Consider the following 24,450-nt stretch of genomic DNA (forward strand, 5'->3'; position numbering starts at 1 on the left):
ACGAACGGTCAGGCCGCCGCCTGGTTCCCTTCCTGGGGCTCAGGCTTGACTGTATTTTCCACGCCGGGCGTCGGGAAGACGAGACGGACGGTCACGCCCCCCGATTCATTGCGCACAAGTTCGCTGCGGCCGCGCAGCTGACGGGCGAAGGCGGTCATCAGGGTGCGGCCCACCCCGGAGGCGGTGAGCACCTCGTTGCTGGAGGCCCCGTCGTCGCTGATTTCCAGCTTGGCCTCCTCACCGTCCACCGAGAAGGTGACGGTCAGGGTGCCCCCGCGGCCGGCGAAGGCGTGCTTCTGGGCGTTGGTGATGGCCTCGACGGTGAACAGGGCCAGGGGCGCCAGGCGGTCGGGGTCGATCACCAGGGCGTCGACGTGCAGCTCGGTGCGCACCGGGGCGCCGTGCAGGGAGTCGGCGGCCACCAGTTGGGCGGTGAGCTCCTCCAGGAAGGGCCGCAGGTCGACCTTCTTCAGGTCGGGGCCCTGGTAGAGCGCGCGGTAGATCAGGGCGAGCGCGGTGATCCGCTGGCGGGTGTCGGACATGGCCGCCCGGGCCGCCGGGTCGCTCAGGGCCCGCTGCTGCATGTTCAGCAGGGAGGAGATGACCTGCAGGTTGTTCTTCACCCGGTGATGGATCTCGCGCATCAGCGCGTCCTTCTGGGCCAGGTTGTCGCGCAGGGTGGCGTCGCGCCCGACGATGGCGTCGGCCATCTGCTCCAGGGTGTCGGCCAGGTCGCGGATCTCCGGCGGGGCCTGTTCGGCCTGGATCGGACGCACGCTGAGCCGGCCGCGGGCGTAGAGAGCCGCGATCCGCTGCAGATAGGCGATCCAGCGGATCACCACCCGCTCGGTCACCACCAGCACCGCCAGCAGGGCCAGGACGAAGGCCAGGATCGGGAACAGCAGGCCGGTAAGGGGATTGAGCCGCGCCCAGGAGAACAGGCCCTGGCTCTTGGCCGAGAGGATCACATAGAGGTCGTCCCCCACCAGGGGGGCGGCGGAATAGACCCGGCGGTCGCCGCGGCGGTCCTTGGCGTACCAGACCACCGAGCCCTTGGCGTCGGCCCGGGTCCGCCAGGCCGGCGGCAGGTCGGGGAAGGCCTGGCCGTCGGTGAAGTTCATGTAGTGGCCCTGCTTGTCGGCCAGGGCGACCTCGGCCTCGTCGGGCAGGGAGCGGTCGGCCAGGCGCGGCGCCAGGCTCCGCAGGGTGATCACCGCCACCAGGGCGCCGTCGAAGCCGACCCGCGGATCGGTGGCGCGCACGGCCGCCAGCAGGGCGGGCTCCCGGGCGTAGACCGCCCCGGGGTCGCGGGTGACCACCAGGTTGTCGCCGGTCTGCAGCTGTTTGAACCAGGGACGCTCGCCGCGCAGGGTGTCGACGGGCACGTCGCCGGCCGCGCAGGCCACCCGGCCGCGGCGGTCGAAACGGATCAGGTTGGCGTAGCCGGGAATGCGCCGGGTCACCTCGGCCAGGCGCTGGGCGCACTGGAAGCCGACCGAGGCCGGCGCCAGGGTCTCCAGCAGGATGTCGGCGGCCTCCATCCGGGCCCGCGCCGTGGCCGCGCTGCGGTCGGCGGCGGCGGCCAGGTTCTGGCGCACGATCTCGCCCTCGCGGCGGAAGGCCATGGAGGACTGGATGGCGCCCAGGATCAGGACAGGCAGCAGGGCGGCCGCCAGGGCGGCGGTCAGGCGCACCCGGATCGTCGACAAAGAGCCCCAGGGGGAGGTGTTCATGTTACGCCCGTCGCCTAGCGGGCGCTTGAGAGCCGCTCCGCGTCCGCGAGGATGGAGCGCATGGCGTCGCCTGCCGCCCCACCATCGCGCTCATAGCTCCCGTCGTCGAGGATGGCGTGCAGGGCGCGGCGCGCCCGGCTGACCCGACTCTTCACGGTGCCCACCGCGCAATTGCAGATTTCGGCGGCCTCCTCGTAGGCGAAGCCGCCGGCGCCCACCAGGACCAGCGCCTCGCGCTGTTCGGCCGGCAGCATGGCCAGGGACATCCGCAATTCGTCCAGGGCGACCGGCGCCTCGGGATCGTCCACCGCCACCAGGGTGCGTTCGGCCGCCTCCTGGTCGAGCTGGCTCTGGCGCCAGGAGCGGCGCTTCTCGGAATAGAACTGATTGCGCAGGATCATGAAGGTCCAGGCCTTCATGTTGGTGCCCATCTGGAAGCTGGCCCGGGCGTCCCAGGCCTTCATCATGGCGTCCTGCGCCAGGTCGTCGGCGCCGGCCGGCTCCCCGGCCAGGGTACGGGCGAAGGCCCGAAGGTGCGGGATCAGCTTGACCAGTTCGCGCTTGAACGCCTCGTCGTCGGCGGGATCGCGGTCGGCATGCTTGGATGCAGCCTCCGACATCAGCCCTTCTCCGAGGAACGCTTGTCGGCCTTGCGCAGGATGTCGAGGAATTCGTCGGGGACCGGTTCGTTGACCACCTCGTCGAACATCTGTCGCAGACGCACCCCGATCGCCTGTTGCCGGAGTCTGGCCTCGTCGAGAGCCGCCGATGTCTTGCGGCGCTCCTCATTGGGTGTTTGTTCGATCATGTCCTCGGCGCTCCGCTTGCGCGGGGCTTGCCCCCTCGAATGGTCATCGTCGCCCGTCAACGCCCCGCTCCGATTCCGGTTCCCATGATCAACCCCCTTTATGAGCGCCCCGCCGCCGCGTTTCCGCCGCTCGCGCCCTTCTCAGATCACGGATCTGAACGCGCCTTTGTCCATTTCAGGACGCCGCGCCTGAACCCCATGGTCTAGAATGGAGAAAACGCCCGCCCAAGGGAACCGGTTCCCCACAGCGACGTTTCCGGCGTTATAGATGAGCGCTGTCGGGTGTTTCCCGATGCGGTCGCGTGTTTCTCGAACGGGGAGGGTATCACCTTGAGTCTTCTAGCCCGACTGGCGCCGCACCTGCCTTATGTGCGCCGCTACGCCCGCGCCCTCACCGGCGACCAGACCACGGGCGACCACTATGTCCGCGTCGCCCTGGAGGCCCTGGCCGCGGGCGAACGGGTGCTGGAGGCCAACCTCACCCCCCGCGTGGCGCTCTATCACGTCTTCCACGCCATCTGGCTCACCACCGGCGCCAAGCTTGAGCCCCGGGACGGCGGCGGCGACGACGCCAGCGGCCGCCTGATGCGCATCGCTCCGCGGTCGCGGCAGGCCTTCCTGCTCACCGCCCTGGAGGGCTTCACCCCCTCGGAGGCCGCCCAGATCCTGGGCGCCGACTTCTCCGAGGTGGAGACCCTCATCAGCGAGGCCCAGGCCGAGATCGACGCCGAGCTGGCCACCGACGTCCTGATCATCGAGGACGAGCCGGTGATCGCCGCCGACATCGAGGCCCTGGTGACCGAGCTGGGCCACACCGTGGTCGACATCGCCGCCACCCGCACCGAGGCGGTGGACGCGGTGAACCGCAAGGTGCCGGGCCTGGTCCTGGCCGACATCCAGTTGGCCGACGGCTCCTCCGGCATCGACGCGGTCAAGGACATCCTGGCCCGCTACGACGTGCCGGTGATCTTCATCACCGCCTTCCCCGAGCGGCTGCTGACCGGCGAGCGTCCCGAACCCACCTTCCTGATCACCAAGCCCTTCCAGCCGGAAACGGTGAAGGCGGCGATCGGCCAGGCGCTGTTCTTCCACCCCAGGAACGCCCGCCAGGCGGCCTAGATCTTCGGACCCCGACCGAAGCGGAACGCCGGCCTCGCGCCGGCGTTGTCGTTTCAGGCGCCGCGTCGGGCGGCGCGGTGTTCCTGCGACGGAGTTGACCGCATGCTGGGCTGGGCCTTGACCTTCGCCATCCTCGCCATCGTGGCGGGTCTCCTGGGCTTCGTGGGGCTGGCGGGTCTCGCCGCCACCGTGGCCAAGGTGCTGTTCGTGATCTTCCTCGTCCTGCTGGTGGCGAGCTTCGTCATCCGCGCGGTGCGCGGCCAGTCGGTGCTCTAGCCGGCGACAGCCCGAGGATCTCGCTCATGAAAACGGCCGCCCGATGGGGCGGCCGTCTTGCTTTGGCGCGGAGCCCGAGCCTCAGCGCGCGGGGGTGGGCGAGGTCTGCTGGGTGGCCGGGGCCGGCGCGCCCATGTCGAAGGCCTGGGCGTCGGCGGGCTGCTTGGCGTTGTTGACCTCGGTGGAGGCCAGGTCGTCGGCCTGCCAGGTCCAGGCGCCGAACAGGGCCATGGCGGCCAGGGCTGTGGAGACCAGCAGCACCCAGAACACGTGGCGGCCCAGGCGGCCCTGACGGGCGCGGGTGGCGTTGAGAACGGGATGGGCGGAATTGCGGCTCAGGACGGCCATGGATCGGCTCCTCTACTAATTCGGGAAATAGCTGAACGGGCCGGGGGGCGTGGGCCGGCCGGCGTCGTGGGCGCTGCTGAGCTGTCCGATCAGGCCGCCGGCGAAGGCGATTCCCAGGATGACGGCCAGGGCCGCGCCGCGGCGGCGCGACTGGCGTTGGCGCTCGGTGGGCGCGGTGAACAGGACCAGACCGCCATGTGAGGCTTGATAGCCGCGGATCATGGGAACCCCCGATTTCAGCGCGAGCCGGACGCCCGCATCTTGGCAAACGCCGAAAACCTGCTGCTGTTCCCGCTCATCGCCCGTTCAGGCCCGGGGGCCCAGGATGGGTCGCAATGAGGCCACCGGTCTCCTATCTGATGAGCGCCATGATCAAGTCCCGACACCTTATCGCCGCCGGTCTCGCCGTCGGCCTGACCCTGACCTTCGCCGGCCTCGCCCTGGCGCAGCCCGCGCCGGTCCTCGAGGGCCGCGAGGTGCGCGCCGCCGACGGCGCGGTGCTGGGGACCATCGCCAAGGTGATCACCGGCGCCGACGGCCGCCCCGTCCAGGTGCTCGTCCAGCCCAAGGGCGCGCGCGCCGCCGGACCCCGCAGCCTGCCCTACAAGGCGTTGAAGCCCGAGGGCGAGCGCTACGTCATTCCCCTCAGCAAGGCGGAGTTCGACTCGATGCCGGCCGTCGATCTGGAGGCGAAATAATTTTCGAAAAAACTCGCGCGGAACGGGAACAAAGGATTCGGGCGCGAGTTTGATATTTGCGGAGGCGGCGACGCCCCCCCCGACTTGAGACCGGCGCATATGCCGGTCTGCCGCCTCCGCACCCCCATTCTCGATGTGCACAGACTATCAAGGCGGGCCTCCCGGGCCCGCCTCTTCTTTTGCGCGTTCCGGCCGACCGGCGCGCCGTCGGCCGGCCAGGCCTCTACCGGCGCGGGGCGGAGAGCTTCAGCACCAGGTCGGCGCGTCGGCGCAGGGGACGGGTGTCGCCGTCGGAGGTGACCGATCCGGCCTGGCCCACGGCCTTCAGGTCGAGCTCGGCGGCCGGCAGGCCGGTGGTGATGAGCGCCTGGCTGACCGCGGCGGCGCGGCGCTTGGACAGCTCCATATTGGCGCCCGGCGCGCCCTTGGCGTCGGCCAGGCCCAGGACGGTCACCCCGTCGACCTTGCAGGCCTTGGCCTGGTCGGCGGCGGCCCGGATCACCGCGCGGCCCTCGTCGGTGACCTCGGCGGAGTCGGGCTCGAAATAGATCTGGACGGTCATGTCCGGGCAGGTCGCCTCACGCTTGACGATCCGGTCGCGGGCGTTGGTCAGGGTCGTGCACCCCGACCCCATCAGAGCCAGCACCAGAACAGCCGCGCCAAGTCCACGTACAGTCGCCATCAGCCCATACCCCTCAGGAGGAGGACGCCGCCGCAGCCCATCGCCGCGACCGCCCTCCATGTTGCGCAACGCGCGGCGAAGCTTCCCGTTCGCCGTCCGCCGCCACCGGAACCCTCGACAGCCTCTACCGTTTCGTTGAGTCCAAGGAAACGACCGGAGATTGCGACCATGCTGTGGAAACGTCCCATCCATCGTTCGAACGAGGTCGAGACCGTGGCCGAGGCCGACCACGAGGCCCGCGCCGCCTATGAGCGCGGCCGCCGCGACGAACGCAAGGCCCGCAAGCGCCATCCCATCATGATGACCCTGACGGTGGCCGCGGCCATGGTCGGCGGGGTGGTCCTGGCCCTGGCGGCCAAGGAAGGCTCCTTCGCCCGCAGCGGCGACCTGGTGGACCAGGGCCTGGCGGTGGCGGCCAATCGCGCCGAGCCGGTGGTGCTGAACGCCGCCGACGACGCCGGCGCGGCCCTGAAGGACGCCGGCGCCAGCCTGAAGTCCAAGACCAGCCCCGACACCGAGAGCTGAGCGTCTCGTGGGGGGGAAGATTCGAACCATAGAGCTGATCGCCAACACCGCCTCGGGCAGTGTCGGGCCGGCCGCGCCTGACGAGGCGCGCGCCATCCTGGCCGAGTTTGGCGATCGGGCGAATGTCTGCGTGCCCGAGAACGGCGACGTCACCGGCTGCCTGAAGGCGGCCATCGACCGGGGACCGGACCTGCTGGTGATCCTGGCCGGGGACGGCACCGCCCGGGCCGCCGCCGAGCTGTGCGGCGTGAAGGGGCCCCTGATCGCCCCCCTGCCCGGCGGCACCATGAACATGCTGCCCAAGGCCATCTACGGAACCACCGACTGGAAAGCCGCCCTGCGCGACACCCTGGAGCACGGCGAGGAGCGGGTGATCGGCGGCGGCGAGGTGGAGGGGCGGATGTTCCTGGTGGCCGCCATCCTCGGCTCGGCCGCCCTGCTGGCGCCCGCCCGCGAGGCGGTGCGCGAGGGCCGTCCGCTGATCGCCTTCCACCGCGCCCGGCGGGCCTGGCGCCGCGCCTTCTCCGGCCGCCTGCGCTACAGCCTCGACGGCGGCCCCCGCGGCAAGGCCGAGGCCATGAGCTTCATGTGCCCGATCGCCTCGCGGGCCCTCGACGACGACGCCCAGTGCCTGGAGGCCGCGGCCCTAGATCCGGCAGGGGTCGCCGAGGCCCTGCGCCTGGGCCTGCACAGTGTCATGGGGAACTGGCGCGACGATCCCTCGGTGGAGGCGATCGCCTGCCGCCGCGCCCGCGTCTGGGCCTCCAGCGGGGTGCCCGCCGTCCTGGACGGCGAGCCGGCCCGGCTCAGCGCCAATGTCCAGGTGGTGTGGAAGAACGAGGTGGCCCGCGTCTTCGCCCCGCCGCGCAAGGCCGCCCCGCAGCCGCGGGAAACCCTGGCCAAGACGATCGCCCAGGCCGGCTCCTGATGCGCATCGCCCATCTGTCGGACATCCATTTCGGCGGCGAGAACCCGCAGGCGGTGGCCGCGGCCTCGGCCTGGCTGGCGGCCGAGCCTCTGGACCTGGTGGTGGTGTCCGGCGACCTGACCCGCTTTGGCGAGACCCAGGAGTTCGTCTCCGCCGCCGCCTGGCTGAAGCACCTGCCTGAGCCGCGCCTGGTGACGCCGGGCAATCACGACGCCCCCTACCTGGCCTGGTACGACCGCCTGTTCACCCCCTTCGCCCGCTATGAGCGGGCCATCGGCCGGGCCCGATTCCAGACCCACCTGGCCCCGGGCCTGGCGGTCTATGGGATCAACACCGCCCGTGGGGTGCAGCCCCGGGCCAACTGGTCCAAGGGCCAGATCTCGCAGAACCAGGTGGCCGAGGCCCTGGCCTGGTTCGCCCAGGCGCCCGCCGACGCCCTGCGGATCGTGGTCTGCCACCACCCCCTCACCGAGATGATCGGCGGGCCGATGACCGGCAAGGTCTGGCGCGGCGAGGCCGCGGCCCAGGCCTTCGCCGAAGCCGGGGTCGACCTGGTGCTGAGCGGACACATCCACGCCCCCTTCACCTGGCCCTACGGCTATGGCGACGGCCATACCTATGCGGCCGGGGCCGGCACGCTGTCGGTGCGCGAGCGGGGCGTGCCGCCGGGCTTCAACCTCATCGAGACCGACGCCACGGAGATGCATGTCCAGGCCCTGGCCTGGACCGGATCGAAGTTCGAGCCCTCCCGCACCTGGTCGCTGGCGCGGCGCTAGACCCTGACCGTTCCGACGGAGCCGGTATCCACTTCCGGCTGTCGGGCTCTAACCCCAAAACGCGAAACGCGCCCCCGACCAGGTCGGAGGCGCGCTTTTCGACGTCGTCGCGGGGCGTGGCTAGACGCTTCGCCCGCGGACGAGGTGCATGACGAGGCTGACCACGAACAGCACCAGGAAGACGAAGAACAGAATCTTGGCGACACCCATCGCGGCGCCCGCGATGGAGGTGAAGCCGAGGAGGCCGGCGATCAAGGCGACCACCAGGAAGGTCAGGGCCCAGCTCAGCATGGGTGAAGCTCCATAGGTGTTTGCGTACCTAGTTCGAACGTGCGCCAAGCGCAGCCGTTCCACCCGCCCCGGTGTCGGGCGCCGGATGGGCCCAGGCCTTGCCCTCGCCGCGGGCCGCGGCGTACTGGCTCGCGGCGAAGCTCCAGTCGGGCAGGGCGTCGAACCACGCCTTCAGGAAGCCTTCGCGGTCGTTCTTGTGGTCCAGATAGTAGGCGTGCTCCCAGAGGTCGCAGACCAGCAGGGGGGTGAGGCCGCCCTGGATCAGAAGGTCGGCCGCGTCGTGGGTGGAGAGCACCTTGAGCGTCTCGCCCTCGGCCGCCAGCCAAACCCAGCCCGAGCCGAAGTGACCGTTCCCTTCGGTCACGAAGGCCGTCTTCAAGGCGTCCAGTCCGCCGAAGTCCCGGGTGATCGCCTGGGCCAGGACGCCCTCGGGCGCCTGGCGGCGCGCGCTCATGGCGGTCCAGAAGAAGGTGTGATTCCAGGCCTGGGCGGCGTTGTTGAACAGCTTGGCGGACGCCGGGTCGCCGGCGGCTTCACGGACCACCTCCTCCAGGCTGGCCGGCGCGCGGCCGGCCTTGGCCAACAGCTCGTTGGTGGTGTCGACGTACTTCTGGTGATGCTTGTCGTGATGCAGGTGCATCGTGGCGCGCGAGATGACCGGCTCCAGGGCCGCGTGGTCATAGGGCAGGGGCGGGAGTTCGAACATGGCGGGATTCCGGGTCTGGAGGGGCGGCGCGAGCGCCAGTCCCCTTCCAAACCCTCGAACCCGCCTCGGGTTCGTTATTTCTTCTTCGAGGCGGGTCCGCCCGCCGAGCGGGTCGCCATGGCCGTGGCCAGCAGGGTGGCCACGATCTTGGGGTTGCGCAGGGCCACCGCGCCGGCGGCGAGGATGGCGCTGGCCGCCACGATCGGCTTCTCCCGGGCCAGGTCGATCATCTTGGTGAGGATGTCGCGCTCTTCGGGCTGCTTGCCGAACTTGGGCGGATGGGCCTTTATCAGCAGGACCAGGGCGCAGAGCCCCATGAGCAGGGCCGCGGCCCCGGCCACCGCGACGGCGGCCCAGGCGGGCCCGGCCATCGGCAGCACGGCGGCGTAGAGGGCGAACGCCAGCGCGACCACGCAGACGGCCGCCGCCGCGGCGAGCGCGGAGACGGCCGAAACGTAGAGCAGCGCCTTCTTCAGGATCAACGGTTGCGGCCGCTGGCGAGCAGGAGGCCGACCAACAGGCCGACGCCGAGCGCCGTGCCGGCCGCCATCAGCGGACGTTCGCGGACCCGCTCGACGACATAGCGCTGGGCTTCGTCGAGGTGCTCGCCGGCGTTGTCGGCATAGGTGCGGCTCTGGGCGCGGACCTGTTCGAGGCCCTCGGCCACGACCTTTTCAAAGCGCTTGGAGGCCTCCGAGAAGGTCCGTTCGGCCTGGCTGGCGAGCTGGGTCGCGGCTTCGGCCACCGAGGCGGCGGCCGCCTTGGCTTCCTGGGCGGTGCGGTCGACGGCGTTCGCGGGCATTCAGGATCTCCAGAAAATGGGGTAGCCCCCGCAGGACTTGCGGGCGCGGGCAGCACGGCCTCAACGCGGCGTATCTTAGGCCGGTTCCGGGCCGGCGCAAAGCCGGAGCGCCGGCACAAAATGAGTCATGGAAACGATGACTCAACCCACGGTTCCTGTCGCTTCGGCGCGAACCCCGATCTATGATCGCCGGCATGAGCGCCAAGGCCACCGGCCTGAACCTGGATCGCAAGCGTCTGGACCTGGCGCTGCAGGCCGCGAGGCTGGGCGAGTTCGAGTGGGACATGGTCCGCGGCGTGTTCATCGTCAGTGACCGCATGGCCGCCATCACCGGCCTGCCCGCCGGCGAGACTCCCGTGGCCGGCGCCGAGGATCTCCAGGCCCTGGTCCATCCCGACGATAGCGAAGCCCTGAGGCGGACCATCGAGGAAGGGCTGCGCCACGAGGGTCGCTATGAGGCCGAATACCGCCTGAAGCCGGGGCCGAACGGCGAGATCATCTGGATCCGCGCCGCCGGCATCCAGGTGGTGGACGACAAGGGCCAGCCCACCGCCATCTGCGGCGTCATCCAGAACATCAGCGAGAGCCGGGTCGAGGAAGATCAGCGCCGCACCCTGATGGCCGAGCTGGACCACCGGGTGAAGAACGTGCTCGCCGCGGTCCAGGTGCTGGCCTACCAGACCGCCAAGCGCACCACCTCCCTGGAAAGCTTCCTTTCCAACTTCGCCGGGCGGCTGAAGTCCATGGGGGCGGCCAACGAGCTGCTCACCGCCGCCCGCTGGCGCGGCGCGGCCATCGCCCACCTGGCGGCCGCCGAGCTGGGGGGCCTGGCGCCTGGCCAGACCCGCTGGGAAGGGCCCGAACTCTTCCTGACCCCGCGGGCGGCCAACGCCCTGTCGCTCGCCCTGCACGAACTGGCCACCAATGCGGTGAAGTTCGGCGCCCTGTCGACCGAGACCGGCCGGGTCGACCTGCGCTGGACGACGCTCGCGGGCGGCGGCTTCGAGCTGATCTGGAGCGAGAGCGGCGGGCCGCCGGTCTCCCCTCCGGCCCGCAACGGGTTCGGCTCGACCCTGCTGGCCCAGGTCACCGGCCGCGAGCTGAACGGCCATGTGGAGCCGGAATTCCGCGCCGGCGGGGTCCGGGTGCGGATCACCGCCGGCCCGCAGACCATCGTCGATCGCCCCGACACCGTGCCCGAGGCGCCGGTGATGCGGGTGTTCGAGACCACGCCCACGGCGCGCGGCCCCACCAATCTGCGCGGCTCCCGTGTGCTGATCGTCGAGGACGCGGTGCTGCTGGCCCTGGAGCTGGAGACCGGGCTGTCGGAGGCCGGCGCCGAGGTGGTGGGCCCGGCCTATGAGCTGGCCGAGGCCATGGCCCTGCTGGACGGCCATATCGACGCCGCGGTGCTGGACGCCAATCTCAACGGCCTGTCGGTGACCCCGGTGGCCGAGGCCCTGGCCGCCCGCGGCATCCCCTTCGTCTTCGCCACCGGCTACGGCGACTCCGCCGGGGCGCCCCTGGGCTTCGACGCCCCCATCATCCGCAAGCCCTACGACGTCACCCAGGTGGCGGCCGCGGTCTCCGCCCTGCTGGCGAGCTAGACGGGCTCGCCCTTCAGGAAGGCGATCATCGCCGCCGTGGCGGTGCGATCCTGGATCATGAACAGGTGGCCACCCTCGAAGAACCGAAGGGTCGAGCCCCTGATGCGGCTGGCCAGGTTCTCCTGGGTCGCGGGCAGGGCGATGCCGTCATAGCGGCCCGCCGCGATCAGGGTCGGGGCGGTAATCTGGTCCAGCCGATCCCAGGTGTCGTGATGGGCGCGGGCCTCCAGTTGCCGCCGCGCCCCCATCTCCCGGCCGGGCTCGCCCTCGAAGGGGTCGCTGGCCCCCATGGCCACGAACTGGGCGTAGAGTTCGGGATTGGCCGCCGCCCAGGCCGCGTCCCGGCGGGTGTCGGAGATCGGCATCAGATGCTTGGCGCGGGCCTCGCCCTTCAGGTGCTCGATCTCGTGGAAGGGGAAGGAGGCGCCGCCGGCCCCGCCCGGCGAGGTGCAGGCCAGGACCAGGCGGTCGACGCGGCCCGGATGCCGCAGCACCAGCTCCTGGGCCACCATGCCCCCGAAGGAGACCCCGATGACATGGGCCTTCTCCAGGCCCAGCGCGCCCATCAGGGCCGCGGCGTCGTCGGCGTAGTCGGCCATCGTATAGGCCAGGTCGGGCTTGTCCGATCGCCCCAGGCCCCGCTGGTCGTAGGAGACCATGTCGAAGGCCTTAGGGAAGGGGCCGTCGAACTGGTTGGGCTTGTTGCGCAGGTCCCCGCCGGTGCCGGAGATGAACAGCAGGGGCGGGCCCGACCCGGCCTGCTCGTAATAGATATCCAGGCCGTTCACGTGGGCGGTGGGCATCGGGGCTCCTTGATGATCGGTCCAGCCTAGAGACCGCGCCCGCCCCTGTCAGCCGGCGACCTTCGGCGTCAGGATCTGCTGGGCGGCGGCCCGGGCGATCAGGGCGCCGTCGTCGCGGCGGAAGTCAGCCTCCACATTGATGAGCTGGCGGGTTGTCGCCGTCACCCGCCCCTCGATGGTCAGCGGATGGGCGCGGCCCACCTTGGCGAAGGTCATCTGCAGATTGATGGTCCGGAAGTAGTTCTCCTCGGGGATCACCGTCAGGGCGGCGAAGGCCATGATCTGGTCGGCCAGGGCCGCCAGGTGCCCGCCGAACATCGAGCCGTCACGGTTGAGGATCTCCGGCTCCGGGTTCCAGACCTTGCGCACCCAGCCGGGCCCCCAGTCGTCGAGAGTCCCCAGCCTCAGGGTGGTCACCACCGGGGGCACATTGGCGTCGCCCGCCTTCAACGCGTCCAGTCGCTCGGTCGCCCAGGTCATTCCAGAAACCTCCCCTGTTGAGGCGCAGACAATCCGAGCTAAGCTCAGATTCAGCTACTCGCGTTTTGGCGGAGACCTCAGGCCCATGGCGCAACCCCAACGCCGGCAACCCAGGCAGGCCCGGGCGCTCGCCACCCAGGCGGCCATCTTCGAGGCCACGGCTCAGATTCTGGAGGGCCAGGGGGAGGCGGCGCTCACCACCAACGCCATCGCCGAGCGGGCGGGGATCAGCATCGGGACTCTCTACCAGTACCATGCCGACAAGCGGTCGATCCTGGTGGCCATGGCGCTCGCCGAGAACGCCAGGGTGCGGGAGACCCTGATCGCGGCGGCCGGTCCGGACGGGGTGTCCAGCGCCCGCCTGGCGATCCGCACCCAGATCGCCATCATGGCCGACCGCCCGGTGACGCGGCGGGCCTGTCTCCGGGCCATGCTGGAGACCGACCTCATCCCCGCCGAGGAGAGGACAACCAACCGGCTGATCGAGCGCCATCCCGGCGACCGCCTGGACCGCTATGTCATCAGCCGGGCGGTGATCGGGGTGATCCGCGCCGCGGTGCTGGAGGGCTCGCCGGTCCTGGCCGATCCCGGCCTGGAGGACGCCCTGGTGAAGCTGGTGGAGCGGTATTCGGCGGAGGGTTAGCCCGGCGCCCTGTGGATCGGGTCGACCCAGGCCACGCCCTCGGGTCGCTCCACCGGCTCGATGTCCAGGTTCACCACCACCGCCTCGCTGTCGCTGCGCACCAGCAGGCACTCCAGGGTCTCGTCGGCCGAGGCGTTGATCTCCTGGTGCGGCACATAGGGCGGCACATAGATGAAGTCGCCGGGCCCGGCCTCGGCGGTGAATTCCAGCTTCTCGCCCCAGCGCATGCGGGCTCGGCCCTTCAGCACATAGATGACGCTCTCCAGGGGCCCGTGGTGGTGGGCGCCGGTCTTGGCGTCGGCGTGGATGTGCACGGTGCCGGCCCAGAGCTTGCGGGCGCCGACGCGGGCGAAGTTGATGGCCGCGGCGCGGTCCATGCCCGGGGTCTGGGGGGTGTTGGTGTCGAGCTGGTCGCCGGGGACCACGCGGACCCCGGTGTGCTTCCAGGCATCCTCGGGAATGTCGGTCATGGCCAGGCCTCCGGCGTGAGACCTCTAGACTATGCCCTTGGCCCGCAGCTCCGCCACCCTGTCGGCGCTCAGGCCCGCCAGGCCGGTCAGCACCTCGTCGGTGTGCTGGCCCAGGGTCGGGCCCGGCCAGCGGACCTTGCCCGGCGTCTCCGACATCTTGGGGAAGGCGTTCTGCATCTTGATCTTGCCGAACACCGGATGGTCGGTCTCCACGATGGTGTCGCGGGCCTTGAACTGTTCGTTCTCCAGCATGTCCGGCGCGCGGAAGACCCGGCCCGAGGGGATGCCGTCGGCCTCCAGCAGGGCCAACAGGTCATCCAGCGCGAAGTCCTTGGTCCAGTCGGCGATGATGGCGTCCAGCTCGGCCTGGTTCACCCCGCGTGAGGCGTGGTCGACGAACTTCGGGTCCTTGGCCAGGTCCGGCCGCCCCATGGTCTCGGCCAGCCGGGCGAAGACGGTGTCGCCATTGCCGCCGATCAGGATCATCTCGCCCTCGGCGCAGGGATAGACGTTGGAGGGCGCGATGCCCGGCAGGATGGAGCCGGAGCGCTCGCGGACATAGCCGGTGAGGTCGTACTCGGTGACCAGGTTCTCCATCACCGCCAGCACGCTCTCATAGAGGGCGACGTCCAGCATCTGGCCGCGGCCGGTATTGGCCCGGTGGTGCAGGGCCATGGTGATCCCCATCACCGCGTGCATGGCCGTCAGGCTGTCGCCGATGGAGATGCCGGCCCGCGCCGGGGGCCGGTCGGGCTCGCCGGTGACGTGGCGCAGGCCGCCCATGGCCTCGCCGATCAGGCCGTAGCCGGCGCGGCTGGCGTAGGGGCCGGTTTGGCCGAAGCCGGAGACCCTGGCCATGATGAGGCCGGGGTTTGTGGCCGACAGGGCCTCATAGCCCATGCCCCATTTCTCCATCGTCCCGGGGCGGAAGTTCTCGATCAGGATGTCGGCCTTGGCGATCAGGGTCTTGGCGATCTCCCGGCCCTCCGGGGTGCGCAGGTCCAGCCCCACCGACTGCTTGTTGCGCCCGATCACCGGCCACCAGGGCGACAGGCCCTGGGGCAGGCTGCGGCCCCACTGGCGCATGGGGTCGCCCACCCTGGGGTCCTCGATCTTGATCACCCGAGCCCCGAAATCCCCCAGGATCTGGCCGGCGAAGGGGCCCGCGATCAGGGTGCCGATCTCGATGACCACGAGGTCCTTCAACGGACCTTGGGCGGCGGTGTCGGTCATGGCGGGCTCCCCGGAACAGATCACGCGTCCGTGAGTTTGAAGGACGCGAGCCGGTCGTTTGGACCCGCCCGGCCCTCTGTCTGTCAATGCCTAGGAGTTCCCCATGAGCCGTCATCTGCTGATCGCGGGCGCTTGTGTCGCCGCCCTCTCCCTCGCCGCCTGCGGCAAGAAGGCCGAGACCGAAGGCGCCGCCACCCCGGCCGAACAGGCCATGACCCCGGACGCCAACCCGGCGGCCACGGTGCCCACCCCCGCCAACGAGGCCACGGCCGTCGACTTCGTGCCCAAGGCCGCCGCCAGCGACATGTTCGAGGTGGAGCTGGCCAAGGTCGCCCAGAAGCGCGCCACCAACGCCGAGGTGAAGAAGTTCGCCGGCGAGATGATCACCGCCCATACGAAGACCACCGCCGACCTGAAGAAGGCCATCGCCGATTCCGGCCAGACCCTCACCCCGCCGGCGACCCTGCCGGCCGACCTGCAGGCCAAGATCGACGACCTGAGCAAGGTCGACGCCAAGGACTTCGACAAGAACTACATGGACAACCAGGTCGACGCCCACCAGTCGGCGCTCAACCTGATGCAGCGCTACGCCGAGGACGGCGACGTCCCGGCCATCAAGGCCTTCGCCGCGGCCACCGCCCCGGCGGTGCAGAAGCACTACGACATGGCCAAGGCCCTGCGCGGTTCCCTGAAGTAGCCGCCGCTGCGCCCCGTCCTCCGCGCCCCGGCGCGAAGGGCGGGGTTCCCTTCCAGACAGCGCGGGCGTAAGGCGGCTCCATGACCGATTACGTCCTTGCTCCGCCGGCCCAGGCCTGCGTCCCCGTCGAGGGCTCGAGCGCCCTCTTCCCCGTCCGCCGCGTCTATTGCGTGGGCCGCAACTACGCCGCCCACCGCCGCGAGATGGGGGGCGACGACCGCGATCCCCCCTTCTTTTTCGCCAAGCCCGCCGACGCTGTCGTTCCCCCCGGCGGTGCGGTCCCCTATCCGCCCCGCACCGCCAACCTGCACCACGAGATCGAGCTGGTGGTGGCCCTGAAGGGCGGCGGCGCCAACGTCCCCGTCGAGGCCGCCCTGGACCTGGTCTACGGCTACGCGGTGGGCGTCGACCTCACCCGCCGGGACCTGCAGAACGCCGCCAAGGACAAGGGCCAGCCCTGGGAGGCCGGCAAGGCCTTCGACGCCTCGGCCCCGATCTCGGCCATCAAGCCCTGGACCGGCCCCGCGCCGCAGGGCCGCATCGCCATCTCCGTGAACGGAACGGTCCGCCAGGAGGGCGTCGTCGCCGACATGATCTGGAACGTCGCCGAGATTATCGCCGAAGCCTCCAAGCTCTGGACCCTTGCGCCCGGCGACCTGATCTTCACCGGCACGCCTGAGGGCGTCGCCGCCATCGTCGCCGGCGACAAGATCTCGGGCGAAGTCGAGGGCGTCGGCCAGCTCAGCTTCACGGTGGGCTGAGATGAGCCTGACCCTCTATTCCCAGTGGCGGGCCACCGCCCCCTATCGCGTCCGCATCGGCCTGGCGCTCAAGGGCCTCGACTACGCCTATGAGGCCGTCGACCTGGTGGCCGGCGCCCAGCACAAGCCGGCCTATCGGGCGGTGAATATCCAGCGCCTGGTGCCGACCCTGGACCTCGGCGACGGGACCGACGTCCTGACCCAGAGCCTGGCGATCCTGGAATATCTCGACGAGACCCACCCCGAGCCCGCCCTGCTGCCCAAGGGCGCCCTCGATCGCGCCCGGGTCCGGGCCATGGCCGGGATCATCGCCTGCGACATCCACCCGCTGAACAACATGCGGGTGCAGCGGGCGCTCGAGGCCATGGACGTCGCCGCCCCGCGCCGCGCCAAGTGGACCGAGCGCTGGATCGTCGACGGCTTCAACACCCTGGAGCCGATGATCGCCAAGTACGGCGCGGGTTTCTGCTTCGGCGACACCCCCACCATCGCCGACTGCTGCCTGATCCCGCAGATCTATTCCGCCGCCCGCTACAAGGTGGAGCTGGACGCCTGGCCGTCCATCCAGGCGGTCGGCGCCCGGGCGCGCGAGCATCCGGCCTTCATCGCCGCCCTGCCCGAGAATCAGCCGGACGCGGTTCCGGCCTAGCTAAGTCCGCTTATCCCGGCCTTCGCCGGGATGGGCGGTTGGGAGATCAGTTCCCCCGCACCCGGACCCGGGCGGTCACCTTCCGCCCCTCGCCGTCGATGACCATCAGGCGGTAGAAACCCGGGCCCTTGGGGCGCCAGACCACGCGGCCGGAGACGGGATCGCGGTCGAGGGGGTCGCCGTCGACATACCAGGACAGGCCCTGGCCGCCGGCGGCCAGGACCAGGCCCCGCGACTTGGGGCCGAAACTCTCCACCTGCACGGCCGAGCCGTCCGGCGGGAAGATCAGGCGCGGTCCCTCCGACACCGTCTCCAGCCGCTGCAGGGCCTCGGGCGCGGACCGGGGCGCGATGGGGCGCGGGGCGGCGGCCGGCGCGTCCAGCAGGTCGGCGACGTCGAACAGCAAGGGGAGCGCCGCGTCGCGCCCGGTCAGGCCGCCGCGCGCGCCCCCGTCGGCCCGGCCGGTCCAGACCAGGATCACGTACTTGCCGACGACGCCGGCCGCCACAGCGTCGCGGAAGCCGTAGGAGGTGCCGGTCTTGAAGGCCATCAGCGGCCGGCCCTTGGTGAGCGCCGCGGGGCTGGAGCCGGCCGGCGGCGGGGTCTCGCGCAGGATGTCCAGCACCTGGGTGGCGGCGGCACGCCGCATCAGCCGCTCGCCCCCCTGGCGCGGGCGCTTCTTCGCCTCGGCCTCGGTCCAGGCCAGCGGCTTGGCGGTCCCCCCGTCCCCCAGGGCCGCATAGAGCACCGCCAGGTCCCGCAGGCTGATCCCCACCCCGCCGAGCGCGATGGCCAGGCCCGGCGTGCGGAGCTGCCGGCGCGGCCGCACCAGGGTCACGTCCACCGCCGCCAGCCGCGCCTCGAAGGAGGCCGGCCCCACCTTCTCCAGCAGCTCGACGGCGGGCACGTTCAGGGAGTGCGACAGGGCTTCGCGGGCGGTGACCTTGCCGTGGAACACCCGGTCGAAGTTCTCCGGCTGGTAGTCGGCGAAGCGGCGCGGGGCGTCGTCGATCTGGGTGTCGGGCGCCGCGATCCCATCGTCGAAGGCGAAGCCGTAGATGAAGGGTTTCAGGGACGAGCCCGGCGAGCGGATGGCCCGGGTCATGTCGATCCAGCCGCCGGGACGGTCCAGGCCGCCCGAGCCGACGGCGGCGCGCACGGCGCGGCTTTCGATCTCCACCACCAGGATGGCGGCAGTGTCCTCCGGCCCCTGGGCGCGGGCGGCCGCGGCGGCGAGCGGCTCCAGCCGCGACTGCAGGCCCGCATCGATGGTGGTCACCACCGAGGCCTGGGAGGCCGGCGCCGCGCGGGCCAGCTGCCCCGCCACATGCCAGGCCATGGCGGGGAAGCGGGCGCGGCCGGGCAGGGGATCGCCCTCGGCCTCGCTGGCCTCCACCTCGGTAAGGCGCCGGGCCCGGACCATCTTGTCCAGCACCGCGCGCCGCGCGGCCCGCGCCGCCTCCGGCCGCCGGTCGGGGCGCCGGGCCTCCGGCGACTGGGGCAGGGCGATCAGCAGGGCCTGCTCGCTGTCGGTCAGGGTCTCCGGCTCATGGCCGAAATAGGAAAGGCTGGCGGCCCGCACGCCTTCGAGATTGCCGCCATAGGGCGCCAGGGTGAGATAGAGGGCCAGGATCTCGCGCTTGGAGAGCCGCGCCTCGATCTGCACGGCGCGGATCATCTCGATCAGCTTGGCGCCGAGGGTCCGGGGCCGGGGCTCCAGCAGGCGGGCGGTCTGCATGGTGAGCGTCGAGGCGCCGGAGGTGGCCCGGCCATGGACCAGGGCCGACCCCGCCGCCCGGACCACCGCCAGGGGGTCGACGCCGGGGTGGACCCAGAACCGCGCGTCCTCGACGGCCACCAGGCGGCGCTGGAACGTCCTGTCGGTCCGGGTCAGGTCGGCCCGGATCCGCCAGCGTCCATCCTCCACCGGCAAGGCCCGCAACCAGGCCCCGCGATGGTCGAGCGCCACCGGGGAGGATCGCCGCGCCCGCGACAGGTCCGGCGGCGCCAGGGCGTCGGCGGCGAAGACCGCCGTCTCCACCCCCAGCAGGGCGATGACCGCCAGGGTGATGCGCCGCACGGCCGCCTTCTCCCCTTGTGGGGGAAGGCGGCTCTGTAGAGCCGCGTCGCCCGGACCTTTCCGAATCCCTGCAAGCAGCGCGTCGAGGCGGCCCCTCACCCGACCGTCCTCCGGACGGCCCCCCTCTCCCACGAGGAGAGAAGGGGTACGCTACCGATCCGCGTCACTACGGCCCCGGCGTGATGGTGGTCCGATCCGCCGCCGTCCGGGCGTTCAGCGCCGGACGGTACATATCGCGGGCCTGGGCGCCGGGGAGCAGGAAGTCGCCGGCGGTCACCGCGCGGGCCACATAGGCGAAGGCGAAGCTGTCCTTGCCCGCCAGGTCCATGGCCGCGACATAGCGGTCGTCGCGGCTCTCCTGCACGTCGGCGGCCGACAGCTTGCCCAGGAACCGGAACGGGCCGTTTTGGGCGTCGTCGGGGCCCAGCACCGTCTCGATCTCGAAGCCCGCGGGCAGGGGATCGTCGATGACCAGGGCCATGGTGCGCGCCTGGCTGGAGCGGCCGGACACCACCACGATCACCCGGTCGCCCTGATGCAGGTTGCGGGCATCCACCGCGCCGCCGGTGAAGCCCACCAGCCGCTTGGACAGGCTGATGCCGCTCTCGCTGGCCGGCGGGGCGCTGATCGGCGTGCCGGTCACCGTCACCGTCCGCCAGAGCGCATTGCCGCCGTTGAGGAAGCTGGCGCTGGCCAGCTTGCCCACCGCCCAGCGCGGCGCCCCGCCCGCCGGATTGAGCGGGATGGCGCCGGTGGCCGTCACCTTGATCGGGCCGGCCGCCTTCAACATGAAGTGGGCGGCCTGCAGCAGGCGGGCCTGCTCCTGGGTGTTGAGGCTGTCGGGGTCCTTCACGGCGTTCTCGAGCCGCCCTTGCAGGCCGCGCGCCATGCCGCTTTCCCCGGCCTCGTAGGCGAGCGCGATGACGCCCGCCAGGTCCCTCAAGGGGCTCTGGTACCAGTCGCTCTCCTCGCGGTAGCCGAGGCTGGCGATGGCCTGGCGCAGGGCCGAGCGGGCCCGGGCGTGGTCGCCCATCAGGGCCAGCCCCGCCCCCACCTGGGCCTTGGCCAGCGGCGAGCTCTCGGACTTCATCTGCACGTCATGCCACCAGCGCAGGCGGCCGAGGTCGCCGCGCCCGCCCTTGGCCAGGACGTAGAGGGCGTAGGCGGAGGCTCTGGAGCGCATGGTGGCCGTGGCCTTCTTGGAGGCCTCGGGCGAGCCCGCCCACCACTCGGGATATTCCGTGCGGTAGGAGATGGAGACCCAGCCGGTGGGCTGGGAGATCTGGCGCATGGCCGACAGCGCCCGGTCGACGGCCTGTTGCGGCACGGGCACGCCCGCCCTCTGGGCCTCGATCAGGAAGTCGGTGGCGTAGGCGCCCAGCCAGGCGTCGGCCTCCCCGTCGCCCACCCGCCAGAGGCCGAAGGCCCCGTCGAGGGTCTGGCGGTCCAGCAGCCGGCCGACGGCGCCGGCGAGCGCCGCCGAGGACCGTTTCACCTTGGGATCGCTGCTGACCTCCTGGGCGTAGAGCAGGGGATAGGCCGCCGAGATGGTCTGCTCGGTGCAGCCATAGGGATAGCGCGACAGGGCCACGGCGATCGGGCCGGGGTCGAAGCCGCGGAACGGCGAGTAGCTGACCTGCATCGTCGCATCCCCCGCCGCCAGGCCGGAGAGCAGGCCGGCCGTCGGGGTGTAGCTGGCGCCGGGGCGTTGCAGCTCGATGGTGGTCCGGGTGATCGGGCTCCAGCCCAGCCGGGTCTGGATCGGATAGTCCCGCGCCGTCGTGAAGCCGGGGCCCGAGACCGTGAACCCGACCTTGCCGATGCCGGCGCGGGTGGGAGCGTCGAAGGGAATCCGCTCGGCGACCCGTTGGCCGAGCGCCAGCTGATAGGCCTTCTTGAAGGGCGCGAGGACGCCCCCCTGGGAGGTGAGCTCGGCGATATATTCCCCGACCTTGCCCTCCAGATTGTGCAGCTCCAGGGTCGCGAAGGCCCTGTCCCCGGGCGCCAGGAAGCGCGGCAGGGCCAGGTCGGCCACCACCGGCTCGCGCACGGTGAGCGGCTTGGAGGCCGAACCCACGGCGGTGTCGGTCCAGGCCACGGCCATCAGCCGCAGCTCGCCGTTGAAGTCGGGGGCCGGGAACTTGATCACCGCCTTGCCGTCCAGGCCGGTCTCCACCACGCCTGACCACAGGGCGACAGTCTTGATCGGGGTGACCGTCAGGCCCTCGCCGCCGATCTCGTCGCCGCCGAAGTTGACGTTGGCCGGGGCCCCGAGGTTGGGGTCCAGCAGGCGGCCATAGTCGTCGCGATAGTCCAGGGTGAGCGCCTTCTTGCCGAAGTACCACTTCACCGGATCGGGGCTGTCGAACTTGGTCAGCCGCAGGATGCCCTCGTCCACCGCCGCCAGGGTCACGTGGGCCCGGCCGCCGAACCCGGCGCCCTTGATGGCGATGGGCACGCTGAGCATGGCCTTGGAGTCCACCTTGACCGGGGTGTTGAGCTCCACGGTCAGCTTGCGGTCCTTGGGGTCGAGGGGGACATAGACCAGCCCGAGCGCCCGGCGCGGCTTGGGGGCGGACACCGGATCGCGGGGCTGCACCACGCTCACCAGCACATAGGCCCCGCCGCCCCAGGCGCCGTTGGTCTTCAGGCGCACGGTGGCGCCGTCCTTGCCGACGGTGACGGTCTTGAAGTCGATCAGCCGGTCGGTGGCCACCGCGATCTGGGCCTCCCCGGCATAGGGGGGCTTCAGGGTGATCTCGACGGTGTCGCCCTGGGCGTAGGCCTTGGTCCCGGCGCTGACGCGCACGAAGTCGGGGGCCTCCACGTCCTTGGCCGGGGCGCCCCAGCCCGAGGCGAAGCGGATGACGCTTTTCGCGCCGCCGGGCCCGGTGAGCTCCAGGCGATAGTCGCCCCAGCCCAGGCGCCGCGCGATGCGGGCGGGCGCGGCGGTGGCGATGTTCAGCGCCCCCTTCTGCACCACCACGTCGCGGCTTGTCCGGCGCCATTGCCAGCGGCCGTCCTGCTGGAACCAGTCATAGTCCCAGTTCTCGGCGATCAGGCTGTAGGCCACGCCGGTCGCGGCGATGCGCCTGCCGGCCGCGTCGGCGGCGATGACGTTCATGGCGATGGTGGGGTCGCCACTGCCGCCGGTGTCGCCCTGGTCGACCTTGACCCCCAGATAGAGGGCCTTGGTGCGGACCTTCAGGTTCAGGCCCTCGCGCACCGGGCGACCGCCCGGCTCGAAGACGCTGGCGGTCATGACGGCGGCCAGGGGCTGGGGCGTGTCCCCCGCCTCGGCGGCCGACAGTTTCAGCACCGCCCGGCCCTCGCCGTCGGTGACGGTCTGGCCAAGCTCGAGATACTTCTCCTCGAAGGGGCTGACCTGGTCGCCCCAGGCATAGCCCTCGAACTGCGGGAAGGGATTGGGGTCGACCTTCAGCCGGGCCTCGCCCTGCACCTGCAGGCCGGCGCCGGCCGCGCCATACAGGAAGCGGGCGGAGATCTCCACATTGCGCACCTCGGCGGCCTTCAGGGGCGCGGACTCCTGGCCGACGGTGGTCACCGCCAGGCGTTGCGGGGCGAAGTCCTCCACCGAGAAGCTGAGGGACCCGGCCGGCTTGTCCAGGCCGTCGATCTCGACCTTGGCGCTCCAGCGGCCGCGCGGCGCGCTCTTGGGCAGCGCCACGTCGGCGCCCACCGCGCCCTGCGGTGCGCCGTCGAAGGCGTAGCGCTTGAACTCCACCCCAGACGGCCGGCGGATGACGATGGCGCCCTTGCGGTCCTTCACCGCCTTGACCTCGCGGTCGCGGAGCAGGGCGTTCAGATGGACGGTCTCGCCGGGGCGATAGATGCCGCGGTCGCCATAGATGTAGGCGTCGACGGCTGTGGACGCCGTCCGGCCGGCGGTGGCGCTCTCGCCCGGCTCGGAGGTGCGGCCGCCGATGCCCTGCTTGGACAGGTCGACGGGGGCGCGGTCGAGGTCCAGCACCGCCAGGTCGCCGGCCTGGCCATAGGCCATCACCATCTTGGCGTCGGCGGGCCCCTCGCCCTCCAGCAGGGCGTGGTCGAAGTGGACGCGGCCCGAGGCGTCGGCGTTGGCGACGGCCAGGTCCTCGCCGTTGCGCGCGACCAGGGTCACCTTCACGCCGGGCAGGGTCTTGGCGGTCTTCAGGGAGCGGACCACCACGTCCAGGGCCTCGGAACCGTCATAGGCCGAGAGCGCCATGTCGGTGAACATCACCCAGCGGCGGGCCTGGGCCGGCGGATTGGGGTCGAGGCTCTCGCCGTCGTCGCCCTTGATCGCCCGGCCGCCGGAGGCGTCGCGGGCCTTGATGACATAGCCCCCCGGCTTCATGTCCTTGAGCACGGCGCCCAGGGGGAAGACGGTGGTGGTGCGGTCGCCGGCGGCCTGGACGTTCACCGCCACCTCGCCCTTCCAGACGATGCGGCCCTCGTCGTCGGGGCTGTCGGAGCCGTAGTCGTCGGAATACTGGCCCTCGGCGGTGGGATCGGGGGCGCTGATCGACTTGCGCACCAGATTGCGGTCCACCACGCGCCAGACCTCCACATAGAGGCGGCTCACATTGACGGTCTCGATGCCGATGCCGTCGGCGTCCTCGCGCGGCAGGATCACGCCCTCTCCGGCGAAGCCGACATAGGGGGGCTTCTCGCCGAAGGTGAAGTCGACGTCGGAATTGGCCGCCAGGACCTCGCCGCCCCGGGCCGGCAGGCCCTTCAGCAGGGTGATCCGGCGGTCGGTGAAGCCGACCCCGGCGACGCAGAGCTCCGAGCCCTTCACCGAGACGGCCGGGCTGCCCCCCATGTCGGGCGCCACCAGCACGTAGTCGGCATAGGACTTGGCCGGGTCCAGCGGCCGGGTCAGCTCGACGCAGGCCATGGGCTCGGGCTTGGAGGTGTCGATGCGCGAGCGCCAGACCGCGAAGCCCTCGGGCTTGGGGACGCCGCGGCGCGGGGCGTTGGCGCCCCGGGGCTTGCCGAACAGGGACCAGCCCTGCGCGCCCGGCTCCAGCTTGGCGGCGGGGCCGGCCTTGCCGGCGCCGAACAGGGACAGGCCCTCCATCCCCTTGGCGGCGATGAAGCCGCCGCCGAAGCTCGCCACCAGCAGGCCGGCGGCCAGCAGACCCGGCACGCGGCTGGTCCGCGCCCGGTCGGCCCAGCCCTTCAGGCGATCGCGCAGGGACGGCGCGGGCGGCGTGGGGTCCGCCTCAGGCCGGGGCATGGGCTCAGGCGCGCCCTCGATCGGCGTCTCGTCGCTCGGAGCCATGGCCCCCTCCCCCGGTGATCAGTCTTCGCCGAAAGAGGGGAGGGCAAA

Annotated in this window: 27 protein-coding genes; 11 read left to right on the forward strand and 16 right to left on the reverse strand. The window is 71.4% G+C overall.

The window, feature by feature from the left end; genetic code table 11:
• Positions 1 to 8: 8 nt before the first annotated feature.
• The 3 genes from phyK to nepR are packed head-to-tail and all read right to left on the reverse strand — an operon-like array spanning position 9 to position 2,541.
• A complete protein-coding gene (phyK, locus tag AC1RN5_RS17990; RefSeq protein WP_493042557.1) occupies positions 9 to 1,733 on the reverse strand; it encodes a sensor histidine kinase PhyK in 1,725 nt (574 codons plus the stop codon).
• A gap of 14 nt (positions 1,734 to 1,747) precedes the next feature.
• A complete protein-coding gene (locus AC1RN5_RS17995; protein ID WP_421934029.1) occupies positions 1,748 to 2,353 on the reverse strand; it encodes a sigma-70 family RNA polymerase sigma factor in 606 nt (201 codons plus the stop codon).
• Positions 2,353 to 2,541 carry an anti-sigma T factor NepR gene (gene nepR / locus AC1RN5_RS18000; protein ID WP_421934030.1) on the reverse strand — a complete coding sequence of 63 codons (189 nt, stop codon included), beginning with the start codon at positions 2,539 to 2,541 and terminating at the stop codon, positions 2,353 to 2,355. Before nepR ends, AC1RN5_RS17995 begins: the two co-directional genes overlap by 1 nt.
• A 330-nt stretch (positions 2,542 to 2,871) precedes the next feature.
• On the opposite strand from nepR, the gene phyR reads away from it, so the two are divergent.
• Complete coding sequence (phyR, locus tag AC1RN5_RS18005) at positions 2,872 to 3,660, forward strand: anti-anti sigma factor/receiver protein PhyR (RefSeq protein WP_421934031.1); 789 nt, start codon at positions 2,872 to 2,874, stop codon at positions 3,658 to 3,660.
• A gap of 102 nt (positions 3,661 to 3,762) precedes the next feature.
• The gene (locus tag AC1RN5_RS18010) at positions 3,763 to 3,936 is read left to right on the forward strand and encodes a DUF1328 domain-containing protein (RefSeq protein ID WP_304701840.1); all 174 of its coding nucleotides are present in this window, start codon (positions 3,763 to 3,765) and stop codon (positions 3,934 to 3,936) included.
• Between the two features lie 81 nt (positions 3,937 to 4,017).
• On the opposite strand, the gene AC1RN5_RS18015 is transcribed toward AC1RN5_RS18010, so the two are convergent.
• Both AC1RN5_RS18015 and AC1RN5_RS18020 read right to left on the reverse strand, forming a co-directional pair.
• The gene (locus tag AC1RN5_RS18015) at positions 4,018 to 4,284 is read right to left on the reverse strand and encodes a hypothetical protein (protein ID WP_493042562.1); all 267 of its coding nucleotides are present in this window, start codon (positions 4,282 to 4,284) and stop codon (positions 4,018 to 4,020) included.
• A gap of 15 nt (positions 4,285 to 4,299) precedes the next feature.
• Entirely contained in the window at positions 4,300 to 4,506 is a 207-nt protein-coding gene (locus AC1RN5_RS18020; RefSeq protein ID WP_493042564.1) for a hypothetical protein, read from the reverse strand.
• 113 nt (positions 4,507 to 4,619) lie between these two features.
• Here AC1RN5_RS18020 and AC1RN5_RS18025 point away from each other — a divergent pair, with 113 nt between their 5' ends.
• The gene (locus AC1RN5_RS18025) at positions 4,620 to 4,982 is read left to right on the forward strand and encodes a PRC-barrel domain-containing protein (protein WP_493042566.1); all 363 of its coding nucleotides are present in this window, start codon (positions 4,620 to 4,622) and stop codon (positions 4,980 to 4,982) included.
• A 223-nt stretch (positions 4,983 to 5,205) separates the two neighbouring features.
• Here the strand turns inward: AC1RN5_RS18025 and AC1RN5_RS18030 are convergent, their stop codons facing one another.
• Positions 5,206 to 5,664 carry an OmpA family protein gene (locus AC1RN5_RS18030; RefSeq protein ID WP_493042567.1) on the reverse strand — a complete coding sequence of 153 codons (459 nt, stop codon included), beginning with the start codon at positions 5,662 to 5,664 and terminating at the stop codon, positions 5,206 to 5,208.
• Positions 5,665 to 5,832: 168 nt separating this feature from the next.
• On the opposite strand from AC1RN5_RS18030, the gene AC1RN5_RS18035 reads away from it, so the two are divergent.
• The 3 genes from AC1RN5_RS18035 to AC1RN5_RS18045 are packed head-to-tail and all read left to right on the forward strand — an operon-like array spanning position 5,833 to position 7,893.
• Positions 5,833 to 6,189, forward strand: coding sequence for a hypothetical protein (locus AC1RN5_RS18035; RefSeq protein WP_421934036.1), 357 nt, complete (start codon positions 5,833 to 5,835; stop codon positions 6,187 to 6,189).
• Positions 6,190 to 6,196: 7 nt separating this feature from the next.
• Positions 6,197 to 7,117, forward strand: coding sequence for a diacylglycerol/lipid kinase family protein (locus AC1RN5_RS18040; RefSeq protein WP_493042570.1), 921 nt, complete (start codon positions 6,197 to 6,199; stop codon positions 7,115 to 7,117).
• Positions 7,117 to 7,893, forward strand: coding sequence for a metallophosphoesterase family protein (locus AC1RN5_RS18045; protein WP_493042572.1), 777 nt, complete (start codon positions 7,117 to 7,119; stop codon positions 7,891 to 7,893). Before AC1RN5_RS18040 ends, AC1RN5_RS18045 begins: the two co-directional genes overlap by 1 nt.
• A gap of 120 nt (positions 7,894 to 8,013) precedes the next feature.
• Here the strand turns inward: AC1RN5_RS18045 and AC1RN5_RS18050 are convergent, their stop codons facing one another.
• From AC1RN5_RS18050 to AC1RN5_RS18065, 4 genes are all read right to left on the reverse strand, one after another.
• A complete protein-coding gene (locus AC1RN5_RS18050; protein WP_215338125.1) occupies positions 8,014 to 8,184 on the reverse strand; it encodes a DUF1328 domain-containing protein in 171 nt (56 codons plus the stop codon).
• 28 nt (positions 8,185 to 8,212) lie between these two features.
• Positions 8,213 to 8,890: a superoxide dismutase gene (locus AC1RN5_RS18055; RefSeq protein WP_493042575.1), complete on the reverse strand. Its 678-nt coding sequence runs from the start codon at positions 8,888 to 8,890 to the stop codon at positions 8,213 to 8,215.
• Between the two features lie 74 nt (positions 8,891 to 8,964).
• Positions 8,965 to 9,372: a hypothetical protein gene (locus tag AC1RN5_RS18060; protein ID WP_493042577.1), complete on the reverse strand. Its 408-nt coding sequence runs from the start codon at positions 9,370 to 9,372 to the stop codon at positions 8,965 to 8,967.
• Positions 9,369 to 9,692 carry a glycine zipper domain-containing protein gene (locus AC1RN5_RS18065; protein ID WP_421934041.1) on the reverse strand — a complete coding sequence of 108 codons (324 nt, stop codon included), beginning with the start codon at positions 9,690 to 9,692 and terminating at the stop codon, positions 9,369 to 9,371. The genes AC1RN5_RS18060 and AC1RN5_RS18065 overlap by 4 nt, the downstream gene beginning before the upstream one ends.
• Before the next feature lie 194 nt (positions 9,693 to 9,886).
• Between AC1RN5_RS18065 and AC1RN5_RS18070 the strand changes: the two genes are divergently transcribed.
• Positions 9,887 to 11,299: an HWE histidine kinase domain-containing protein gene (locus AC1RN5_RS18070; protein WP_493042579.1), complete on the forward strand. Its 1,413-nt coding sequence runs from the start codon at positions 9,887 to 9,889 to the stop codon at positions 11,297 to 11,299.
• Here AC1RN5_RS18070 and AC1RN5_RS18075 read toward each other — a convergent pair.
• Positions 11,296 to 12,102, reverse strand: coding sequence for an alpha/beta fold hydrolase (locus AC1RN5_RS18075; protein WP_493042580.1), 807 nt, complete (start codon positions 12,100 to 12,102; stop codon positions 11,296 to 11,298). The genes AC1RN5_RS18070 and AC1RN5_RS18075 overlap by 4 nt on opposite strands.
• 48 nt (positions 12,103 to 12,150) lie before the next feature.
• Positions 12,151 to 12,582, reverse strand: a complete 432-nt coding sequence (locus AC1RN5_RS18080; RefSeq protein WP_493042581.1) for a PaaI family thioesterase — start codon at positions 12,580 to 12,582, stop codon at positions 12,151 to 12,153.
• Between the two features lie 85 nt (positions 12,583 to 12,667).
• Between AC1RN5_RS18080 and AC1RN5_RS18085 the strand changes: the two genes are divergently transcribed.
• A complete protein-coding gene (locus AC1RN5_RS18085; RefSeq protein ID WP_493042583.1) occupies positions 12,668 to 13,225 on the forward strand; it encodes a TetR/AcrR family transcriptional regulator in 558 nt (185 codons plus the stop codon).
• On the opposite strand, the gene AC1RN5_RS18090 is transcribed toward AC1RN5_RS18085, so the two are convergent.
• Both AC1RN5_RS18090 and AC1RN5_RS18095 read right to left on the reverse strand, forming a co-directional pair.
• Positions 13,222 to 13,695 (reverse strand): cupin domain-containing protein, encoded by a 474-nt coding sequence (locus AC1RN5_RS18090; RefSeq protein ID WP_493042585.1) that lies wholly within the window; start codon positions 13,693 to 13,695, stop codon positions 13,222 to 13,224. The genes AC1RN5_RS18085 and AC1RN5_RS18090 overlap by 4 nt on opposite strands.
• 24 nt (positions 13,696 to 13,719) lie before the next feature.
• The gene (locus AC1RN5_RS18095; protein WP_493042587.1) at positions 13,720 to 14,928 is read right to left on the reverse strand and encodes a CaiB/BaiF CoA transferase family protein; all 1,209 of its coding nucleotides are present in this window, start codon (positions 14,926 to 14,928) and stop codon (positions 13,720 to 13,722) included.
• 103 nt (positions 14,929 to 15,031) lie between these two features.
• Between AC1RN5_RS18095 and AC1RN5_RS18100 the strand changes: the two genes are divergently transcribed.
• The 3 genes from AC1RN5_RS18100 to maiA all read left to right on the forward strand — a co-directional run bounded on the left by AC1RN5_RS18100 (position 15,032) and on the right by maiA (position 17,035).
• Entirely contained in the window at positions 15,032 to 15,625 is a 594-nt protein-coding gene (locus AC1RN5_RS18100) for a DUF4142 domain-containing protein (protein ID WP_493042588.1), read from the forward strand.
• Between the two features lie 80 nt (positions 15,626 to 15,705).
• Positions 15,706 to 16,386: a fumarylacetoacetate hydrolase family protein gene (locus tag AC1RN5_RS18105; RefSeq protein WP_493042590.1), complete on the forward strand. Its 681-nt coding sequence runs from the start codon at positions 15,706 to 15,708 to the stop codon at positions 16,384 to 16,386.
• 1 nt (position 16,387) lies between these two features.
• Positions 16,388 to 17,035 (forward strand): maleylacetoacetate isomerase, encoded by a 648-nt coding sequence (maiA, locus tag AC1RN5_RS18110; protein ID WP_493042592.1) that lies wholly within the window; start codon positions 16,388 to 16,390, stop codon positions 17,033 to 17,035.
• A 46-nt stretch (positions 17,036 to 17,081) separates the two neighbouring features.
• On the opposite strand, the gene pbpC is transcribed toward maiA, so the two are convergent.
• Positions 17,082 to 19,115: a penicillin-binding protein 1C gene (gene pbpC, locus AC1RN5_RS18115; protein ID WP_493042594.1), complete on the reverse strand. Its 2,034-nt coding sequence runs from the start codon at positions 19,113 to 19,115 to the stop codon at positions 17,082 to 17,084.
• Positions 19,116 to 19,281: 166 nt separating this feature from the next.
• Positions 19,282 to 24,357: an alpha-2-macroglobulin family protein gene (locus AC1RN5_RS18120; RefSeq protein WP_493043010.1), complete on the reverse strand. Its 5,076-nt coding sequence runs from the start codon at positions 24,355 to 24,357 to the stop codon at positions 19,282 to 19,284.
• Positions 24,358 to 24,450 lie beyond the last annotated feature (93 nt).

It is taken from the genome of Phenylobacterium sp. GW821-FHT12F10 (assembly GCF_058806695.1).

Bases quoted from the DNA above. Each gene is read 5' to 3' on its own strand.
- phyK (WP_493042557.1), bottom strand. From the start codon at position 1,733: ATGAACACCTCCCCCTGGGGCTCTTTGTCGACGATCCGGGTGCGCCTG.
- AC1RN5_RS17995 (WP_421934029.1), bottom strand. From the start codon at position 2,353: ATGTCGGAGGCTGCATCCAAGCATGCCGACCGCGATCCCGCCGACGAC.
- nepR (WP_421934030.1), bottom strand. From the start codon at position 2,541: ATGATCGAACAAACACCCAATGAGGAGCGCCGCAAGACATCGGCGGCT.
- AC1RN5_RS18010 (WP_304701840.1), top strand. From the start codon at position 3,763: ATGCTGGGCTGGGCCTTGACCTTCGCCATCCTCGCCATCGTGGCGGGT.
- AC1RN5_RS18015 (WP_493042562.1), bottom strand. From the start codon at position 4,284: ATGGCCGTCCTGAGCCGCAATTCCGCCCATCCCGTTCTCAACGCCACC.
- AC1RN5_RS18020 (WP_493042564.1), bottom strand. From the start codon at position 4,506: ATGATCCGCGGCTATCAAGCCTCACATGGCGGTCTGGTCCTGTTCACC.
- AC1RN5_RS18025 (WP_493042566.1), top strand. From the start codon at position 4,620: ATGAGGCCACCGGTCTCCTATCTGATGAGCGCCATGATCAAGTCCCGA.
- AC1RN5_RS18030 (WP_493042567.1), bottom strand. From the start codon at position 5,664: ATGGCGACTGTACGTGGACTTGGCGCGGCTGTTCTGGTGCTGGCTCTG.
- AC1RN5_RS18035 (WP_421934036.1), top strand. From the start codon at position 5,833: ATGCTGTGGAAACGTCCCATCCATCGTTCGAACGAGGTCGAGACCGTG.
- AC1RN5_RS18045 (WP_493042572.1), top strand. From the start codon at position 7,117: ATGCGCATCGCCCATCTGTCGGACATCCATTTCGGCGGCGAGAACCCG.
- AC1RN5_RS18050 (WP_215338125.1), bottom strand. From the start codon at position 8,184: ATGCTGAGCTGGGCCCTGACCTTCCTGGTGGTCGCCTTGATCGCCGGC.
- AC1RN5_RS18055 (WP_493042575.1), bottom strand. From the start codon at position 8,890: ATGTTCGAACTCCCGCCCCTGCCCTATGACCACGCGGCCCTGGAGCCG.
- AC1RN5_RS18065 (WP_421934041.1), bottom strand. From the start codon at position 9,692: ATGCCCGCGAACGCCGTCGACCGCACCGCCCAGGAAGCCAAGGCGGCC.
- AC1RN5_RS18070 (WP_493042579.1), top strand. From the start codon at position 9,887: ATGAGCGCCAAGGCCACCGGCCTGAACCTGGATCGCAAGCGTCTGGAC.
- AC1RN5_RS18075 (WP_493042580.1), bottom strand. From the start codon at position 12,102: ATGCCCACCGCCCACGTGAACGGCCTGGATATCTATTACGAGCAGGCC.
- AC1RN5_RS18080 (WP_493042581.1), bottom strand. From the start codon at position 12,582: ATGACCTGGGCGACCGAGCGACTGGACGCGTTGAAGGCGGGCGACGCC.
- AC1RN5_RS18085 (WP_493042583.1), top strand. From the start codon at position 12,668: ATGGCGCAACCCCAACGCCGGCAACCCAGGCAGGCCCGGGCGCTCGCC.
- AC1RN5_RS18090 (WP_493042585.1), bottom strand. From the start codon at position 13,695: ATGACCGACATTCCCGAGGATGCCTGGAAGCACACCGGGGTCCGCGTG.
- AC1RN5_RS18095 (WP_493042587.1), bottom strand. From the start codon at position 14,928: ATGACCGACACCGCCGCCCAAGGTCCGTTGAAGGACCTCGTGGTCATC.
- AC1RN5_RS18100 (WP_493042588.1), top strand. From the start codon at position 15,032: ATGAGCCGTCATCTGCTGATCGCGGGCGCTTGTGTCGCCGCCCTCTCC.
- AC1RN5_RS18105 (WP_493042590.1), top strand. From the start codon at position 15,706: ATGACCGATTACGTCCTTGCTCCGCCGGCCCAGGCCTGCGTCCCCGTC.
- maiA (WP_493042592.1), top strand. From the start codon at position 16,388: ATGAGCCTGACCCTCTATTCCCAGTGGCGGGCCACCGCCCCCTATCGC.
- AC1RN5_RS18120 (WP_493043010.1), bottom strand. From the start codon at position 24,357: ATGCCCCGGCCTGAGGCGGACCCCACGCCGCCCGCGCCGTCCCTGCGC.